Source organism: Lysinibacillus sp. KCTC 33748 (assembly GCF_002237755.1).
Classification (GTDB): domain Bacteria; phylum Bacillota; class Bacilli; order Bacillales_A; family Planococcaceae; genus Lysinibacillus.
The window spans coordinates 1-17685 of sequence record NZ_MWSJ01000009.1 but is presented as its reverse complement, the minus strand read 5'-3'; the positions used below and the strand labels follow the sequence as shown (position 1 = coordinate 17685).

Genomic DNA, 17685 nt, shown 5'->3' with positions numbered 1-17685 from the left:
GTAGCTCGAACAAAGAAATTCACTTTTACTCAACTAAACCATGTTAGAAATAACTACGTTAGAAAGAAGTGACAACGATGTGGGATCAACAATACAATCCACTTGGAAACGAAATAGTGAGTGGCATCATAGCCTTTCTTCCTATACTCCTATTTCTACTTAGTTTAACAATCTTTAAGTTAAAAGGTATTTATGCAGCGGCTTTAACTTTAGGGGTTACTATGATCATTTCAGTCGGAATTTTCGATATGCCGATTGCCAAAGCTTTCGCGGCCATTCTTCTAGGAACAGGTAAAGCGCTGTGGCCTATAGGTTATATCGTCATTATGGCTGTTTGGTTGTACAAAATTTCTGTGCAAGCCGGAAAATTTGAAATCGTACGTGGTAGTATAGCGAATATTACCGAGGATCAAAGACTGCAATTATTGCTCATTGGCTTTTGTTTTAATGCTTTCTTGGAAGGAGCGGCCGGATTAGGTGTTCCAATCGCTATTTGTGCAGCCTTACTTGTGACGCTTGGTTTTCATCCGATTAAAGCTGCCGGACTTTGTCTAATCGCCAATGCCTCTACGGGCGCATTTGGTACAGTTGGAATTCCCGTCATTACTGGTGCTGAAGTAGGTGGGTTGGAAACGTTAGAACTGTCAAGAATGACAGCCTATCTATTACCTTTAATATCATTTGTCGTACCCTTTCTCCTCATTTTTATTTTAGATGGAATCAAGGGAATAAAAGAAATATTCCCAGCTATTTTAGTCGTTAGTAGTGTCTATTCAGTGCTTCATTTACTGACAATTACTATGATCGGGCCGGAGCTTGCGAATATTATTCCTTCTTTAGTTAGTATGGTTGCTTTAGCGTTATTCTTAAGGAAGTGGCAACCGAAAACGATTTACCATGAACCAGGGGTAGAATTAACAGGGAAATTAAAAAACTATTCGATGAAAGAGATTTTGGTAGCATGGTCACCATTTTATATACTTACAGGTGTTATTGCCGTTTGGAGCTTGCCTGCATTTAAACAATTATTTGTAGATGGTGGTGCACTTGATTTTACGACTGTCGCTTTGAAAATGCCAGGATTACATGAGCAAATCATGCGTACACCACCGATCGTAACAGAAGCAAATGCTATACCAGCTATTTTAAATATTAACTTTGTTTCGGCTACGGGAACGGCGATTTTATTGGCCATCATTTTAACAAGTGTCCTGTTTCCAGCATTAAATATCAAACAATCCGTTCATTTATTAGGTGACACGATTAAAGAACTATGGTTACCAATTGTTACAATCGTACTTGTAATGGCTTTTGCTAATCTTTCGGACTTTTCTGGGCTTAGCACTTCTCTAGGACTGGCGCTTGCCAAAACGGGTGAATTTTTCCCATTTGTTAGTCCAGTATTAGGATGGATCGGTGTTTTTCTCACGGGATCTGTTGTGAATAATAACGCATTATTTGGCAGCTTGCAGGTAGTTACCGGAACGCAGATTGGCATCTCACCATCATTGCTAATGGCTGCGAATACGGCTGGTGGAAGCGTAGCGAAATTGATTTCACCACAATCTATCGCGATTGCAGCGGCAGCCGTTAATCAAACCGGGAATGAGTCAAAAATTTTTCAATATACAATACGATATAGTTTAGGCTTGCTCCTTCTCGTATGTATCATGACACTCGGGTTATCATTTATCCTCTAATGACGTAAATAATGAATATACCACATAGTAAATCTAAGTTTTTACATAGATTTACTATGTGGTTTTTGTTTTTACGTAAAGATAAACTCGATTATTTGCTCTGCTCAAACGCCTTTTTAGTCCCTTTACATAATCGATAGCGAACAGCATTCTTTTTTACCTCACGGCTACTTGCTCCTTACTAATTTTTTTGTTTAAAGTGCATAAAAGGACCCTCCATTATTGTTCGTTGTGTCAATGAATGGTTATAAGGAAGGCCCTATAATAAAAGTGTAGAAGGAAGGAGTGAAAGCAGTATGGATATTCAATCGACTTTTGAGTTGTTAGATAAGAAATTCACAAGCTTTGGCGGTTTAGAACAAGGTGGTATTACACGTCTTTTATATTCTCAAGAATGGAATGATGCCGTTCGTGAGTTGGAAACAACATTCAAAGAAGAAGGCTTCTATGCACGATTCGACGACATCGGTAACTTATCTGGGCGTCTTGTTGGCAGTAAATATCCGGAAGAAACAATTTTAACAGGATCACATATCGACACAGTAGTTGAAGGTGGTCATCTAGATGGACAATTCGGTATCTTATCTGCACTCGTGGCTGTGAAATATTTAAAAGAAAAGCATGGTCAACCATTGCGCTCATTAGAAGTATTATCGCTTGCAGAAGAAGAAGGTAGTCGTTTCCCTTATACATTTTGGGGTAGCAAAAACTTCTTTAACTTAGCTAAAAAATCAGATGTTGACACAATTGAAGATGCTGAAGGTATTAAGTTCGAAGATGCGATGCGTCAATCAGGTTTTGATTATCGTAATACGACTGACGTACGCAAAGACATCAAAGCATTTGTTGAAATTCATATTGAACAAGGTAAGGTGTTAGAGACGGAAAATAAAACAATCGGTGTTGTTAATGGAATCGTCGGTCAAAAACGCTTCACGATCAACTTAAAAGGTGAAGCAAATCATGCAGGCACAACGCCAATGTCATTACGTCGTGATACAGTTGTTGCCTATAGTGAAATTGTCACTGATTTAACAAAACGTGCTAGAGAAATTGGGGAACCACTTGTGTTAACGTTCGGTCATGTCACACTTGTACCAAACACAGTAAATGTAGTTCCTGGTGAAATTACGTTCTCAATAGATTGTCGTCATATTGATCAGCAACTATTAAATGATTTTGCTGCAGAAATCGAAGACAAAATTAAACTAGTCGCTGAAGCAAATAGCATGACTTACGACATTAATTTATGGATGGATGAGGCACCAACATTGATGGATGAAAAAATCGTTCGAATTATTGAACAAGCAGCAAAAAACAATGTAGGTGATCAATATAAAGTGATGCCATCTGGTGCAGGACATGACTCACAAATCTTCGCGCAATATGTTCCAACGGCGATGTTGTTTGTACCTTCTATTGGTGGAATTAGTCACAATATCACAGAAGAGACGAAGATAGAAGACCTAGTTAAAGGCATCGAAGTATTAGCAGATGTACTTTATGAACTAGCGTATAAAGAATAAACATTGAAAAGGAGCGGATTTACTGATGGGTTACTTAAATCTTAATCAAGGATACAGAGAAGGTTTATTAGAAACACGTTCTGTCATTAAAAAAGATAATTACGCTTTAATCACACCAGATGGCTTAGTGAATAATGTTGTACCTGGCTTTCAAGATTGTGACGTAACAATTTTAGGATCACCACGTTTAGGCGCAAGATTCGTAGATTACTTAGTGACGGTTAAAAACGAAGGTGGAAATAAAACTGGTTTCGCTGGTGAAGGTATTCAATCATTTGTATACGTTATTAATGGCACAATCAACGCTTATGCAGCTGGTGAAAAATACGAATTAACGGCAGGTGGATACTTATATGTACCGCCACACCTACAGTTAACTTTTGAAAATAATAATAACGGTGAGGATAGCCGCTTATTTTTATATAAAAAACGTTATCAACCACTTAAAGGGCATCCACTTAAAGGACATACACCTGATGTAGTGACAGGTAATGTGAACGACATTAAACAAGAAGCTTATGAAGGTATGAAAGAAGTATTAATCCAAGATTTATTACCAAAAGAGATCGGATATGACATGAACATTCATATTCTTTCATTCAAACCAGGTGCTTCACACGGTTACATTGAAACACATGTTCAAGAACACGGTGCGTACGTTTTAAGTGGCCGAGGAATGTATAACTTAGATAACGAATGGATGCCAGTTGATAAAGGGGATTATATCTTTATGGGCGCTTATGTACCGCAAGCAACTTATGCAATTGGTTTAGATGAACCATTCTCATATATTTATTCTAAAGATGCAAACCGAGACATTGACCTATAAAGAGGAGGCCTAATGAATCTTTGAAGCTATCGAAAGATTCATTAGGTATCTCCGTTACAAAAGAAATTCACTTATGTAGAATCTGACAAAATATTTTAGTGATGTAAGAAAAGGGGCTGACAAGATGCGTGTATCGAAGGAAGAACTATTTAATCTAATGAAACAAAAGTTTATAAAAGCGGGATTAAATGAAGGAGCGGCACATGATGTTTCAGATGTTTTAACATTCGCTGATCATAGAGGTATTCACTCACATGGTGCCGTACGTGTTGAATACTATTCTGAACGAATCGCAAAAGGCGGTATTACCGCAAATCCAAATTATACATTTGAACAAACAGGTCCATGCTCTGCTGTTTTTGGTGGAGATAATGGCCCAGGTCACCAAGTGGCAAAACAAGCAATGGAAAAAGCGATTGACATGGCAAAACAATCAGGTGTTGCCGTTGTTGGTATGAAAAATATCTCACATAGTGGTGCGTTAGGTTATTTTGTTGAGATGGCAGCAGAACAAGATATGGTTGCTATTAGTATGTGTCAATCAGATCCTATGGCCGTGCCATTTGGGGGGACTGAACCTTACTTTGGTACAAACCCAATTGCATTTAGTGCACCATCTGCAGATGATCGCATCATTACATTTGATATGGCGACAACTGTCCAAGCTTGGGGCAAAATTTTAGACGCAAGAAGTAAAAACGAATCTATTCCAGATACATGGGCAGTAGATGAAACTGGTGCACCAACTACGAATGCTAGAGATGTTCATGCACTCCTGCCAATTTCGGGTGCAAAAGGGTATGGCTTGATGATGATGGTAGATATATTATCCGGTAGTCTTCTAGGAGTCCCTCATGGTATGCATGTGTCTTCCATGTATCAAGACTTAACAAAAGGGCGTGACTTAGGTCAACTTCATATTGTTATTAATCCTGCCTATTTCACAAATTTAGATGCTTTCAAACGACAAATTTCCACGATGCTCGATGAATTAAAAGGGCAGCCAGCTGCAGAGGGATATGGAGAAATTTATTATCCAGGTGAACGCGGTAAATTAAGAAGTGCGAAATATGATAAAGAAGGTATCGAAATCGTAGACGATATTTATAACTACCTTGTGTCAGACGATGTTCATTTCGATCGTTATCACGGAAAAAATAGATTTGCAGAATAATAAATTGGAGGATCATCATGTTATACACAATTATAAAAGAAAACACTTATAAAGACTCCATCGTGTTAATGCTTTTATCAAATAAGTTATCTGCAATTGATGGTGTAAGCAAAGTATCAATCATGATGGGAACACCAGCGAATAAAGACATTTTTAAATCTTCTGGCTTAGGCACGGATGAATTAGAAAAAGCTAAGCCAAATGATATTGTCATCGTTGTAGATACAGATCAAGAACAAAAAGTAGACGAAGTGAAAGAAGAAGTAGAGATCGCTTTAAAAGGTGAATCAGATTCACAAAATACATCTAAAGGTCAAGAAGCACATAACTGGAAACGTGCAATGGAGCTTGCGAACAATCCGAACTTAGCGTTAATTTCAATTCCTGGTCAATATGCTGCGATGGAAGCGGAAAACGCATTGAACGAAGGCTTGCATGTATTCATGTTCAGCGACAATGTTTCGAAAGAAGACGAAGTGAAATTGAAACAAAAAGCGCATGAAAAAGGATTATTAGTGATGGGCCCAGACTGTGGTACTGCACTTATTCACGGCGTACCTCTTGCCTTTACAAATAACGTAAACGAAGGCGACATCGGTATTGTCGGGGCATCAGGTACAGGGATCCAAGAAGTGACAACAATTATTGACCGTTATGGTAAAGGTGTTACGAACGCTCTTGGTACAGGTGGACGTGATTTATCGACGGAAGTTGGTGCGATTACAATGTTAGATAGCATCAAAGCGTTAAATCAAGATCCGAAAGTAAAAGTAATTACAGTGATCTCCAAACCACCTGCAGAGGAAGTACAACGCAAAGTATTAAACTTATTAAGAAATATTGACAAACCAGTTGTTACGCTATTTTTAGGTGACAAACCTTCCTATCAAGAAGAGAACATCTATCATGCTTATACACTTGAAGAAGCAGCAGTTGTAGCTGTCCAATTATCAAATGGGGACAAACCGAATTTTGAACCGACAACAGCTGATGTAAACGTTGTATTAAAAGAATCACAAGTTGGTATTAAAGGTTATTATTCAGGCGGTACATTAGCATCTGAAGCAGCGATGCTAGTGAGAGATGCTTTCAAAGATACAATGACTGAAGAGCAAAGCGATCGCTATGTTTTAAAAACAAACACTCATGAAATTATCGATTTAGGTGATGATGTTTATACAAAAGGTAAACCACACCCGATGATTGATCCTGAAAAACGAATCGAAATGCTTGAAAAATCCGTTAACGATCCTGAAACAGCGGTCATTATGATTGATAACGTCATTGGTAACGGTGGGCATGAAGACATGGCCAGTGAACTAGCACCAGCAATCAAACGTATTTTAGACAGTGCACGTCAAGATGGTCGTCAACTTGCAGTGCTTGCAACAGTTGTAGGTACAGCACAGGACATCCAAGGTTATGAGAAACAAATGGAGATCTTAAAAGAGAGCGGTGCAATTATTTGTAAGACAAACGACCAAATGGTTCGCACAGCTATCCAACTTATATGCGGTAAAGTGGAACAACCAATTGTCGATGTACAAAAATTCGACTATACAAAAGAAAATTTAGCAGTAGATGATAAAGTGATGTCGTTCATCAATATGAAACCAAGTGTGATCAATATTGGGCTAAAAAGCTTTACGGAAGCTGTTCAAAACAGTGGCTCGGAATGTGTTCAATTTAATTGGCGTCCAATTGCTGGTGGCGATGAGAAGTTAATGAAAGTACTTCAATTCTTAAACTATTATGAAGGAGGTACAATCTAATGGGTTTCAGAACAATCAATGAAGCAAACGAAGCCGTTATTCAAAAGATCATAGCAGCAGCACCATTCTTAACGGATGTTGTACCTGCTAAGTCTGTTATTCCAGAATTAAAAGAGTATGTGTTATTACATGCTGGACCTCCAATGAAATATGAAAACATGACAGATCCTATGCAAGGTTCCTGCGTTGGCGCAATCCTTTTTGAAGGATGGGCAAAAGACGAGGAAGGTGCACGTGATCTACTTGAAAATGATCAGATAACATTTATTCCATGTCACCATGTGAATGCGGTTGGGCCAATGGGTGGTATCACATCACCTAATATGCCAGTCCTTGTCGTTGTTAACAAAGAGAGTGGTCACGAGGCGTACTGTCAAATGAACGAAGGGATTGGAGCCGTATTACGCTTTGGCGCTTATAATGAGCAAGTAATCAACCGTTTACACTGGATGAAAGACGTATTAGGTCCAGTGTTAAGTAAAGCATTAAGAACATTGGCTGAAGGCTTGAACGTTAACGTATTGTTTGCGAAAGCGATTGCCATGGGTGATGAATTCCACCAACGTAATATTGCTGCGTCACTTGCGTTTTTAAAAGAAATAGCGCCAATCATTACGTCATTAGAAGACGTTGAAAAAGAACAATGTACAGAAGTAATCCAGTTCTTAGCTGACACAGACCAATTTTTCTTAAACATTGCCATGGCGGCTGGTAAGGCGATGATGGATGCAGCGCGTACGATCGAACACGGTACAGTTGTTACTGCGATGTGCCGAAACGGTGAAAACTTTGGTATACGTATTGCGGGTATGGGAGACGAATGGTTTACGGCTCCTGTTAATACGCCACAAGGATTATATTTCACTGGTTACTCAGCAGAAGATGCAAACACAGATATGGGCGATTCAGCGATTACAGAAACAATCGGTGTGGGCGGCATGGCAATGATTGCAGCTCCTGCAGTTACACGCTTTGTAGGTACGGGCGGATTTAATGATGCGCTTGAAACGAGTAATCAAATGACTGAAATTTGTATTAGTGAAAATCCGAACTTTGTCATCCCAACTTGGGACTTCAAAGGCGCATGTTTAGGCATCGACGCTAGGAAAGTTGTTGAAACAGGGATCACTCCAGTCATCAACACAGGTATTGCCCACAAAATTGCGGGTTACGGACAAATTGGTGCCGGTACAGTCCATCCGCCAATCGAATGTTTCGAAAAAGCTATTACAGCTTATGCCGAAAAGCTAGGCTTTAAAGGATGATTTTACAAGCAAGTGCGGTTGGGTCAATCGCACTTCCATTGTTAAATGAAGGTAATACCTTTTCCGTACACAGTATATTTGAAAAAGGTTTGAATATCGTTGATCAAAATGGTGAATTGATATTTGCTGGTACCGATGAAAATGGGACATTTCCGTTTGGTATATTGCTTGATCCACAAACGAAAGAAACGATAAAGACTTATATTCAAGTGGGAGATACGTTAACAGTTCGTCATAATCGTCTTACTCATAACCGATTTGACATGTTGTTGAATTCAAAAACACTCCCTTTAAATATGGATTTTGAACATGCAAATATCACTCAATTAAAAGAAAATTTTCAAGACATTTCATTTAAAGCCTATGATTCAACAGATTTTGAACGTGCACGTGTGTTGTCCTTGATCAATCGATTACAAGATCCATCTGAAAATCTTGAGGAGACACTTCGTTACTTCATTGGACGTGGACAAGGCCTAACACCAACTGGTGACGATATACTGGTCGGCATTTTGTACGGACATTTTATCAATCATTTTATCGAACATAAACATCTCGAAACGTTAAAAGCTTTAATGAAGGAACCGTTAACAACCATTGTTAGTAAGCGTTTTATAACATGTGCTTTAGATGGTCTATTTAGTTCGAAGATTACAGCATTGCAGCATGATCCATCTTTAGAAAGTATGAAAAGGCTTATAAATGTAGGTTCATCATCCGGGATGGATACGTTATATGGCATTTACATGTCATTAACTAAGGAGTGAAAGAAATGGGGAAAAGTGTAGTTATTGCTTTGGGCGGTAATGCCATTTTACAGCCAAAACAAGAAGCAACTTATGAAAATCAATTTAAAAACGTAGTGTCGGCAACAGGCCATATGGTGGAAATTCGAGAAGCGGGGCATAAAATTGTCATTACACACGGCAATGGTCCGCAAGTGGGAAATATTATTGCTCAAAACGAAGCTGCTAAAAATGTTGTTGAACCACTACCAATCCATGTTTGTAACGCAGAATCACAGGGGTTCATTGGTTATATGATGGAGACAGCTTTAAAAAACCATATGAAAGAACGAGACATTGCTACAAATGTGGTGACATTGCTAACGATGGTAGAAGTGGACAAGGACGATCAAGCGTTTAAAAATCCGACTAAACCAATTGGTGTATTTTTCTCGGAAGAAGATGCGCAGCGTCTAGAAAGACAAGGTTTTACGATGGCAGAAGATGCAGGTCGGGGATACAGACGCGTTGTGCCTTCACCAGAACCTAAAGTGATTCATGGTATAGATGAAATTAAACGTTTAATTGATGAAACAATTGTTATTTCATCTGGTGGTGGTGGAATACCTGTTTATCGTGAAGACAGTGGTCAATTACAAGGTATTGAAGCAGTAATTGATAAAGATCGTTCAGGATTAAAGCTTGCACAACAAGTGAATGCGGATGTTTTCATGATGCTAACAGATGTACCAAATGTCTATATTAATTTTGGGAAAGAAAATGAGCAAAAATTAAGCCATATTACTGTAGCAGAAGCTGAGCAGTATGTTGCAGAAGGACAATTCCCAGCAGGTAGTATGTTACCAAAAATGCAAGCAGCTATAGAATTTGCGAAATTAGGGAAAGAGTCTATCATTTGTTCAATCGATCAAGCAGTAACTGCATTAGACGGAAAAGCAGGTACACGTATAACAAAATAAGCTGAATTAGTTGTTTGCAACGTCCTAAAGCGACATATAGCGTTCTCTAGACGTTGCAAACTTCTTGTCGTTCAACTTACTTCGAAATTGTTGAATCACTCTTAAAGAGGGTTCTACTAGCCTTTAAACAAATAAGTAGAAAGTATATGTAAAAATTAAAAGTCCAAAACTATTTGTCTTAAAAATGGAGAAATAGTTTTGGACTTTTTATATTTAGTTAAAAAAGGATAATAATGTATAATGAAGATTGATAATTTGTAAAACTGTTGAAAAACTTCTAAGATTCACAGCTATTACAAATCATTATTCTATGTTTTGAAACCAATAAAAATGTTTATTTAAAGGGGAGAAAACTAAAAGATGGGTGTAACTATTTATAACGGAGAACGTTCAGAAGAAAGTATTCAATTCGAAAAATGGATAATTGCTGAAAGTAATAAAGAGAGTTTTTCTAGTATTGCAAACACCGAACAGTTTGTTAAGGAAAAAGGTACTGAAAACACTAAACCTTATGTTATTGGAGAGGATGTTACATTTTTAAGTGAAGTGAAGGAGCATGTATTCGAGGGAATGCAGGTTTTCACATTAAATTACGAAAAGTCTTTGAAGCAAAAAGCTATTCTATATCTACACGGTGGTGCTTGGACGGAGCAACCTTTAAGTTTCCATTGGTTGTTCTTGGATAAAATGGCGCAATCTTTGAATGCGAAAATAATTGTTCCGATTTATCCTAAAGTGCCTCATTTTAACTATAAGGATACGTACCCGAAAATTCTAAATCTGTATAAAGAAATGCTTGCAACTGCTGAAAATTCAAATCAATTAACAATCATGGGAGATTCGGCAGGCGGTAATATAGCACTTGGCCTGGCCCATGTTGTAAAAATGAACAATTTGCCTCAACCGAAAGACATTATTTTATTATCAGCAAGTGTTGATTTGACTTTTGAAAATCCTCTTATAGCTGAATATGAAGAAATCGATCCGATGTTAGCAAGTGAAGGAATGGTAGTCATTACTAAGTTATGGGCAGCTGATAAAGATTTAAAAGATCCATTGATTAGTCCAATAAACCTTGACTTTAAAGGACTTGGAAAGATAACTCATTTTATTGGAACGCACGAATGTTTATATCCAGATGCAATAAGACTTGATGAAGAGCTAACAGAACAGGAAATTGAACACAATACCTTTGTTTATCCGAAAATGAATCATGTGTTTGTTGTTATGCCAATCCCTGAAGCTCTAGATGCTCAACAGAAAATTATCACTATAATTAATGAATAAATGCTGTTTTTTAGGTATGGAACGTATGTTCTGTATGTGAGTAAATTAGCGTGGCAAGATTGTGATGAATTCATATATCAATTGAAATATGCAAAAAAGAGGACGTATTTATATATATGGTTTATCAGAAGTCAAAATGGCTTAAACTTTAATCTCCAATTGAAGGTTAACTGCAGCTGAAATAGCAGACTATGGTCATTTCGCGCATTAAAGGGCTTAGAAGTAAGAACGCATTATAAGAAAAGAAAATGGTTGGTGAAAGTTGTTTAAATATTTAGCCGTAAATGATTTTGACAAAGTGGATTATGTATTAAAGGGATTAAACTGGAGGGAACAAACAATAGATGCAAAGACACTTTTGTTACAACAATGGACAAGCTGCTTAGATGAAGAAGATTGGTTTCCAGCACTTGAAAAAGTGCTAGAGGAAATTACTTTTGAACAGGCATTTTGGAAACCAACTGAGGGAGCAATGAATTCCATTTGGGAATTAGTTTGTCATTTACTTTTCTATAAAAAGAGACTTCTGACGCGATTTCTTGGTGATACAGCGAATGAACCACGGGCAGATAATAATGAATCTACATTTCGATTACCAATTTTGACGTTTGAAAATTGGAAGGAAACAAAACAAGAATATTATGATGTTCATCATGAACTAGAAAAAATACTAGCAAAAGCAGAACAAGAAGATTTGTATCGACAGATACCTGGAGAAAGATCATTAGTGCTTGAAATGAAGAGTTTAGCATTACATGACGCATACCATATTGGGCAAATAGTATTCCTAAGTAAAATGCAAAAAGCTTAGGCAGGTAAACGCAGATTTCATATTAAGAATGGGAACATCCAAATCGGGCGTTCCCATATTTTATACTTAAAAAACAACATTACTAGTTAAATTAACTTTTTTAGCTGTTTTGTCTCACTATTATTAGTATACTTTTCATTGATACATAACTTCCTATAATTTGTATTATGTAAACTAAAATTATTTGGCGTGGAGGAGGGCTTGGATACGTCAACTGCCCATATGTATATGGACAAGAATCTACAGACATTTTGGACAAGAATGTCCGGACATAATATATTTCCCTACTTTTTGGACAAGAATATCCAGACAACGTACATTTTTCCAGCTGTCTTAATATTTTTTCTCCATGTGCTCGTACTGTTCCACAGCTATGTATATTAGTGTTGGTTTGGAATAAAGTTTGATAAAAAAGTTTGCTGCGAACGAATAGAAGAAACCCAAGCATATTGAAAAAAGTTCGATCAAAATGCTTGGGTTTTATTTAAATGCGAAGTTAATCAAACTATATCACAAATTATCGAACTTTATTTTAAATGATCAATCTTTTTACCCTTTATTCTTCCATCATTAGGCTAATATTTTATTTAAATGTCCAATAACCTAAAAATGAATTTAAGCTTCTGTATACTGTCCAATCTTTCTGAATTTCTCATAACGATCCTCAATTAATTGTTCGCCATTTAAAGAATTCAATGCTTTTAGTGTGACGCTTATACATTCTTTTATATAAATTGCTTGCTTCGCAACATTACGGTGTGCTCCACCAGTTATTTCAGGAATTATTCCATCAATAACGTCGAGCTCTTTTAAGTCAGGTGCTGTTATACGCATTGCTTCTGCTGCTTGCTTCCCTAGACTACCATCTCGCCATAAAATCGACGCAGCACCTTCAGGCGAGATAACCGAATACGTTGAGTTCTCTAACATAAAGACGCGATTAGCTACCCCTAATGCAATTGCACCACCACTTCCGCCTTCTCCAATAACAATACTAATAACTGGTACTGTTAGAATCGTCATTTCAGCAAGAGTTCTGGCAATGGCTTCACTTGGGCCGCGTTCCTCGGCTGCCTTACCTGGATAGGCACCTTTCGTATCAATAAAACAAATAATTGGGCGCTTAAATTTCTCAGCCTGCTTCATTAAGCGTAATGCCTTACGATATCCTTCTGGGTGTGGCATACCAAAATTTCGTCGAATATTTTCTTTAGTTGATTTTCCGCGCTGGTGTCCAACAATTGTTATGGGCTGACCTTCAAAGAGAGCGATTCCTCCAGTAATAGCCGCATCATCACCAAACGAACGGTCTCCATGTAACTCTATAAAATTTTCGCACATAGCTTCTATATATTGTAATGTTGTTGGACGTTCAGGGTGTCTAGCAACCTGTACACGATCCCATGGTCTCATATTGGTATAAATGGATTGTTCTAGCTGAGTAAGGCGTGTTTCAAGCTTTTCGATTTCGCCTGTCATATCTACTTTCGCTTCGGTAGCAATTGTTTTTAACTCATCAATATTTTCACGTAATTGTACTACTGGTTCTTCAAAAGCTAAATTTTTAGACATGTTGCACGCCTCCTTTCGTATGCATTTTTACAAGCAATGCTACTTGGTTTCGTAAATCTTTTCGATGGAAAATTGCATCAAGCTGACCATGCTGTAGTAAAAATTCTGACTTTTGGAAATCATTTGGTAGTTTTTCTCTTAATGTTTCTTCTATTACACGGCGACCAGCAAAGCCAATCAATGCTTTTGGTTCAGCAATATTAATATCTCCAATAGAAGCAAAGCTTGCCGAAACGCCACCGTATGTAGGATGCGTCATGATAGAAATAAACAGTAGTCCTTCTTCACTATGATGTTTTAATGCCGCACTCGTTTTTACCATTTGCATTAATGATAGAATACCTTCTTGCATGCGTGCTCCACCACTAGTAGAAAAGATAATAACCGGTACACGTAATTTAATAGCTTTTTCAACGGCACGTGTGATTTTTTCTCCTACAACTGAACCCATAGAGCCCATACGGAAATGAGAATCCATAATTGCTAAAACAATTTCTTCTCCATCAAGAGTACCTAACCCAGTTAGTACAGCATCGCTTAATCCCGTTTGTTGTTTAGCCACTGAAATTTTTTCTATATAATCAGGGAAATTAAGTGGATTACTTGTTTGTAAATGATCATCCATTGAAACAAATGAACCTTCATCTAAGAAATATGCTACGCGCTCCCGTGCAGTCATTTTGAAATGATGATCGCATTTTGTACACACTTTATGATTTTTTTCTAATTCCTTTGTTAACTGAATATGACGGCATTCTGGACATTTTGTCATAAGTCCTTCAGGAAATCCCTTTTCCTGTCCGTCCTCTTTCTTTTTACTAAATAAGCTACGTATTGCCATGTTCGTCTCCCCCTTTGTTGTTTACATCCTTTGTAAAGTTATCATCCACTGCTCGTAAGCTTGCAAAGCTTCTTTTTCACAGCCAAGCTGCATCGATTTCTACATAGTTTAAATGATTATTTTTTCTTCTTCTGTTGAGCTTTGATTTACACGCTCACCATCATAAGCCGCTAACTGAAACCAGATTTTTAGTGAAAGACGATTTCCCGCCGTGATGATTATTTCTCGTAATACATCTTGACAATTAATCGTACCTTCTATTTCTAGCCTTACAAAAAACTGTCACACACAGGTAGTATTCGCAGAGTCTCTGTACAACTTATTACGCGAATGGCTTCCTTTTCATGAATTTGTCGCGTTAATTCGACATCTTTTTTCGATTTTTCAGCTTCTAACATAAACATTGACAGGTATTTCTACGAGCTGATGCATATGTGTAGAAGCTAGAAACATACCTATCCCTTGTTTCGTTTCAATAAGACCTAACAATCTCTAAGCTTCGCAATGCCTCCCTCACAGAGGATCGCGCGACACCTAGACGCTCTGAAAGAACTCGTTCGGAAGGTAGTTTTTCTCCAGCATGTATTTCTTCCAATTTAATAAGTTGTAGTAATTGTTGGACGATATCTAAAAACACTTTCTTTTGTTCGGTATTTTTATCCATACGACCAACTCCTCGTTCTATCGCTTTCGCACAGATAAACATGCGTCCAAAGGCTTTATCTTCATTCAGTAGGTGTTTGGATACTTACTATAAGGAAACGAAATCCACTACCTTTAGAGGATGGTGGCTCTTACTGAATAAATACAAAAGTGGTCTGACCACTTTTGTATTTTCATCTATCTTACAAAATAGTTATTTAAAAGTAAATAAAAAACTGGATAAAAATTTATGAATTTCCTTCAATTTCGTATTCTTTTCGTCGTTAGTGCATGTTTTACATTTACTTGAGGTCTACCAAAGCGCTTTTTAAGCGTTCCCTCAATGTAAAGCAATTCATCTTCTAGTCAAGTGAGTCAATACCCAGGGGTATTAATCGTCGCGACTTTATGGGTGTTGGTACATCACTAAGTCGCTATTTAAATAGGGATAATAATAAAAAAAAGTTAATAAGGAGATATACTCCTTATCAACTTTGTATCCTATATTAAGGTATAGTATCGACCAGCTTAGTTTGTTCCTTCTTTTGAATAATTTTTATGAATATTGGACAAATCTACATTAAACGATAATTAGAAAGTTGTGACCAAGGTATTTATATTATGTAAACTAAAATTATTTGGCGTGGAGGAGGGCCTTGATTCATCAACTACCCATAATATCTGTACTTGTATATGGACAAGAACCTTTAGACAAATTGGACAAGAACTTTTAGACATTTTATTTTTTTGAGGACATGAACTGCCTCTATTATATCTTCTGAAGTAGGATTTTTCTTTAACATCAATAAAGAAACCTTCGAATAAAGATCACCTAAAACCTTGCGGTATTCTGGAAACACTTGATCTAAAATAGTGTGAAACTGCAGCTTAGCTTCCACATACATATTCGTCACAATCTCATGTTGTCTTGAAAGATTTCTAAGATTCAGCAGTTGATTCCTCTGTTTTTATGAGGTTCAAAATCTTATTTGTAATAAAGCACACACAACTGATACGCACTGGATCTCTTAGCCTGATAAGAAATAATAGGATTAAGCAAGATATATAAAACCTCGTACTCCTCCAAGTATTGAATAACAGGAGAATGATAATGACCTGTAGATTCTAAAATGACCATAGGCATTTGCCCAGTTATTACTTCAATTTCATTTAAAAAGCCGGTAAAACGATGTAATTCCTCTCTTGTATGCTTCATTGAAAAGCTCTTTCCAAACGGCTCAGATTTATCTAAAAACGTCTGAACTTGGCTATCTCCTTTTGCCACATCCAGACCAACTACTGGATTCATTTCGCTTCCTCCACTGACCAATCATTCACCAGTACCCCTAATCCTCCATGTAGTATCATAGATTCGCTTGTTATACGAGATCTATGTCCCAACCAACCTCAAACATGTTTCTACAAGTAAGGGGTGGACAGTTTAGTTGACGGAATCATTGTTCCACGCACCCGTACGTCCTACCCTGGCTACTGATATAATAGATTCTATTAATAAAAGGTCAACCAGTAAAAACTGGTTAACCTTTTAATACGATCGTACCCGTTAACTCAAAAGGTACTCCATTCACATCTTATATCCATCTAAAAAAGATGTATTTGTTATCTTCATTTTGCTCTTTTCTGCCCAATCAGCGTCGGCGCTCACCGCTGTTGCTCGAACACGAACGGCCGCGTCCGAGTCACGAACTGGAAGCCCTGCTTGCGCAGGATAGGCGCGGAGGTCGGCAGCGCGTCGACGAAGGCGTGCGTCCGGCCGCGATCACGGGCTTCCTGCAACTGCGAGGCGACCAGCGCGGTGAACAGTCCCCGTCTCCGGTGTGTGGTCTTGGTACGACCTCCGGCTAGTTCGGCGTAGGGCCCTCCGGGCCGGAAGTAGACCCCGCCCACAGGCGACGGGCTCGCCATCAACGTAGGCAATGTGGATGCTCATCTCGTCCGAATTCTCCTTCAACTTAAGGGCCAGCGCGCGCCGTTCCTCCTCCACGTTGTGCCTGCCAATCTCGCGGGACACCTCGGCGTAGTCCACCAGGTCGCGCTCTTCTCGGACGATTCTGATCTCGTGTTCGCCGCCGTCACCAAAGGCAGCCAGCGATGCCTCGTCCAATGGCAGGACAAACACTTCCTCCTCATCCTCGGCCTCGAACCTGGCGGCGACGAGCCGCTCGGGCAGGTCGATCGGCGTATCGTGACCGTAGTACTTCCACTCCAGGCTATAGCCGCCGGAGACGGCGGCATCCAGCTCCCGGCGGATCAGGTTATTGGTTTCCTCCGGCGGTAGGCTGGCGAACACGATCCGGCACGCCCAGCGACCGTCGCTCGGCATCCAGGCCCGCCAGGATATCAGTTCTTCTGATCTCACCTGTTTCATACACCATTTTCGCTTTCCCCAGAGCCTGGTTCTCCTTGTCCATGTTCGACACGTTCTCCTGCCTCCCTTTGTTTTAGGGTTCTATAATATTTTTTGGGGTATTCGCACAATTCCACGCATAAAAAAAGCACAGATTCACCGATTTATATATACTTGAATTGTCGAGAAACAA

The 17685-nt window shown here is 38.5% G+C and carries 15 protein-coding genes and 1 pseudogene; 10 read left to right on the top strand and 6 right to left on the bottom strand.

The annotated features are described in order from the left end of the window. Positions 1-77: 77 nt before the first annotated feature. From B1B04_RS12860 to B1B04_RS12815, 10 genes are all read left to right on the top strand, one after another. Positions 78-1700: a lactate permease LctP family transporter gene (locus tag B1B04_RS12860; protein ID WP_079561851.1), complete on the top strand. Its 1623-nt coding sequence runs from the start codon at positions 78-80 to the stop codon at positions 1698-1700. A gap of 296 nt (positions 1701-1996) precedes the next feature. Continuing rightward, complete coding sequence (gene allC / locus B1B04_RS12855) at positions 1997-3226, top strand: allantoate deiminase (RefSeq protein ID WP_079561850.1); 1230 nt, start codon at positions 1997-1999, stop codon at positions 3224-3226. Between the two features lie 25 nt (positions 3227-3251). Then, a complete protein-coding gene (gene allE, locus B1B04_RS12850) occupies positions 3252-4055 on the top strand; it encodes a (S)-ureidoglycine aminohydrolase (RefSeq protein ID WP_079561849.1) in 804 nt (267 codons plus the stop codon). Between the two features lie 124 nt (positions 4056-4179). Continuing rightward, positions 4180-5229: an ureidoglycolate dehydrogenase gene (gene allD / locus B1B04_RS12845; RefSeq protein ID WP_079561848.1), complete on the top strand. Its 1050-nt coding sequence runs from the start codon at positions 4180-4182 to the stop codon at positions 5227-5229. 17 nt (positions 5230-5246) lie between these two features. Next, positions 5247-7001 (top strand): acyl-CoA synthetase FdrA, encoded by a 1755-nt coding sequence (locus B1B04_RS12840; protein WP_079561847.1) that lies wholly within the window; start codon positions 5247-5249, stop codon positions 6999-7001. Next, positions 7001-8266 (top strand): YlbE family protein, encoded by a 1266-nt coding sequence (locus B1B04_RS12835; protein WP_079561846.1) that lies wholly within the window; start codon positions 7001-7003, stop codon positions 8264-8266. Before B1B04_RS12840 ends, B1B04_RS12835 begins: the two co-directional genes overlap by 1 nt. Further along, complete coding sequence (locus tag B1B04_RS12830; RefSeq protein WP_079561845.1) at positions 8263-9033, top strand: oxamate carbamoyltransferase subunit AllH family protein; 771 nt, start codon at positions 8263-8265, stop codon at positions 9031-9033. Before B1B04_RS12835 ends, B1B04_RS12830 begins: the two co-directional genes overlap by 4 nt. 5 nt (positions 9034-9038) lie before the next feature. Continuing rightward, positions 9039-9971 (top strand): carbamate kinase, encoded by a 933-nt coding sequence (arcC, locus tag B1B04_RS12825; RefSeq protein WP_079561844.1) that lies wholly within the window; start codon positions 9039-9041, stop codon positions 9969-9971. 360 nt (positions 9972-10331) lie between these two features. Beyond that, complete coding sequence (locus B1B04_RS12820) at positions 10332-11258, top strand: alpha/beta hydrolase fold domain-containing protein (protein ID WP_079561843.1); 927 nt, start codon at positions 10332-10334, stop codon at positions 11256-11258. Positions 11259-11520: 262 nt separating this feature from the next. Beyond that, positions 11521-12069, top strand: a complete 549-nt coding sequence (locus B1B04_RS12815; protein WP_240518290.1) for a DinB family protein — start codon at positions 11521-11523, stop codon at positions 12067-12069. A gap of 615 nt (positions 12070-12684) precedes the next feature. Here B1B04_RS12815 and B1B04_RS12810 read toward each other — a convergent pair. The 6 genes and pseudogenes from B1B04_RS12810 to B1B04_RS26185 all read right to left on the bottom strand — a co-directional run bounded on the left by B1B04_RS12810 (position 12685) and on the right by B1B04_RS26185 (position 17513). Beyond that, the gene (locus B1B04_RS12810) at positions 12685-13641 is read right to left on the bottom strand and encodes an acetyl-CoA carboxylase carboxyltransferase subunit alpha (protein ID WP_079561842.1); all 957 of its coding nucleotides are present in this window, start codon (positions 13639-13641) and stop codon (positions 12685-12687) included. Further along, positions 13634-14482, bottom strand: coding sequence for an acetyl-CoA carboxylase, carboxyltransferase subunit beta (gene accD, locus B1B04_RS12805; protein ID WP_079561841.1), 849 nt, complete (start codon positions 14480-14482; stop codon positions 13634-13636). Before accD ends, B1B04_RS12810 begins: the two co-directional genes overlap by 8 nt. Before the next feature lie 472 nt (positions 14483-14954). After that, entirely contained in the window at positions 14955-15146 is a 192-nt protein-coding gene (locus B1B04_RS26190; protein ID WP_240518289.1) for a FadR/GntR family transcriptional regulator, read from the bottom strand. 745 nt (positions 15147-15891) lie between these two features. Further along, positions 15892-16433: pseudogene (locus tag B1B04_RS12795) on the bottom strand (IS110 family transposase); the annotation flags it as partial. A gap of 353 nt (positions 16434-16786) precedes the next feature. Beyond that, entirely contained in the window at positions 16787-16921 is a 135-nt protein-coding gene (locus B1B04_RS26715) for a hypothetical protein (protein WP_368483751.1), read from the bottom strand. Further along, positions 16905-17513, bottom strand: a complete 609-nt coding sequence (locus B1B04_RS26185; RefSeq protein WP_240518288.1) for a hypothetical protein — start codon at positions 17511-17513, stop codon at positions 16905-16907. The genes B1B04_RS26715 and B1B04_RS26185 overlap by 17 nt, the downstream gene beginning before the upstream one ends. Positions 17514-17685: the final 172 nt, after the last annotated feature.

What these genes read in the sequence shown, in the direction of transcription:
- accD (WP_079561841.1), bottom strand. Translation starts at nt 14,482, where the DNA reads ATGGCAATACGTAGCTTATTTAGTAAAAAGAAAGAGGACGGACAGGAA.
- B1B04_RS26185 (WP_240518288.1), bottom strand. Translation starts at nt 17,513, where the DNA reads ATGAAACAGGTGAGATCAGAAGAACTGATATCCTGGCGGGCCTGGATG.
- arcC (WP_079561844.1), top strand. Translation starts at nt 9,039, where the DNA reads ATGGGGAAAAGTGTAGTTATTGCTTTGGGCGGTAATGCCATTTTACAG.
- B1B04_RS12860 (WP_079561851.1), top strand. Translation starts at nt 78, where the DNA reads ATGTGGGATCAACAATACAATCCACTTGGAAACGAAATAGTGAGTGGC.
- allD (WP_079561848.1), top strand. Translation starts at nt 4,180, where the DNA reads ATGCGTGTATCGAAGGAAGAACTATTTAATCTAATGAAACAAAAGTTT.
- allC (WP_079561850.1), top strand. Translation starts at nt 1,997, where the DNA reads ATGGATATTCAATCGACTTTTGAGTTGTTAGATAAGAAATTCACAAGC.
- B1B04_RS12835 (WP_079561846.1), top strand. Translation starts at nt 7,001, where the DNA reads ATGGGTTTCAGAACAATCAATGAAGCAAACGAAGCCGTTATTCAAAAG.
- allE (WP_079561849.1), top strand. Translation starts at nt 3,252, where the DNA reads ATGGGTTACTTAAATCTTAATCAAGGATACAGAGAAGGTTTATTAGAA.
- B1B04_RS12810 (WP_079561842.1), bottom strand. Translation starts at nt 13,641, where the DNA reads ATGTCTAAAAATTTAGCTTTTGAAGAACCAGTAGTACAATTACGTGAA.
- B1B04_RS12830 (WP_079561845.1), top strand. Translation starts at nt 8,263, where the DNA reads ATGATTTTACAAGCAAGTGCGGTTGGGTCAATCGCACTTCCATTGTTA.
- B1B04_RS12840 (WP_079561847.1), top strand. Translation starts at nt 5,247, where the DNA reads ATGTTATACACAATTATAAAAGAAAACACTTATAAAGACTCCATCGTG.
- B1B04_RS26190 (WP_240518289.1), bottom strand. Translation starts at nt 15,146, where the DNA reads ATGGATAAAAATACCGAACAAAAGAAAGTGTTTTTAGATATCGTCCAA.
- B1B04_RS12820 (WP_079561843.1), top strand. Translation starts at nt 10,332, where the DNA reads ATGGGTGTAACTATTTATAACGGAGAACGTTCAGAAGAAAGTATTCAA.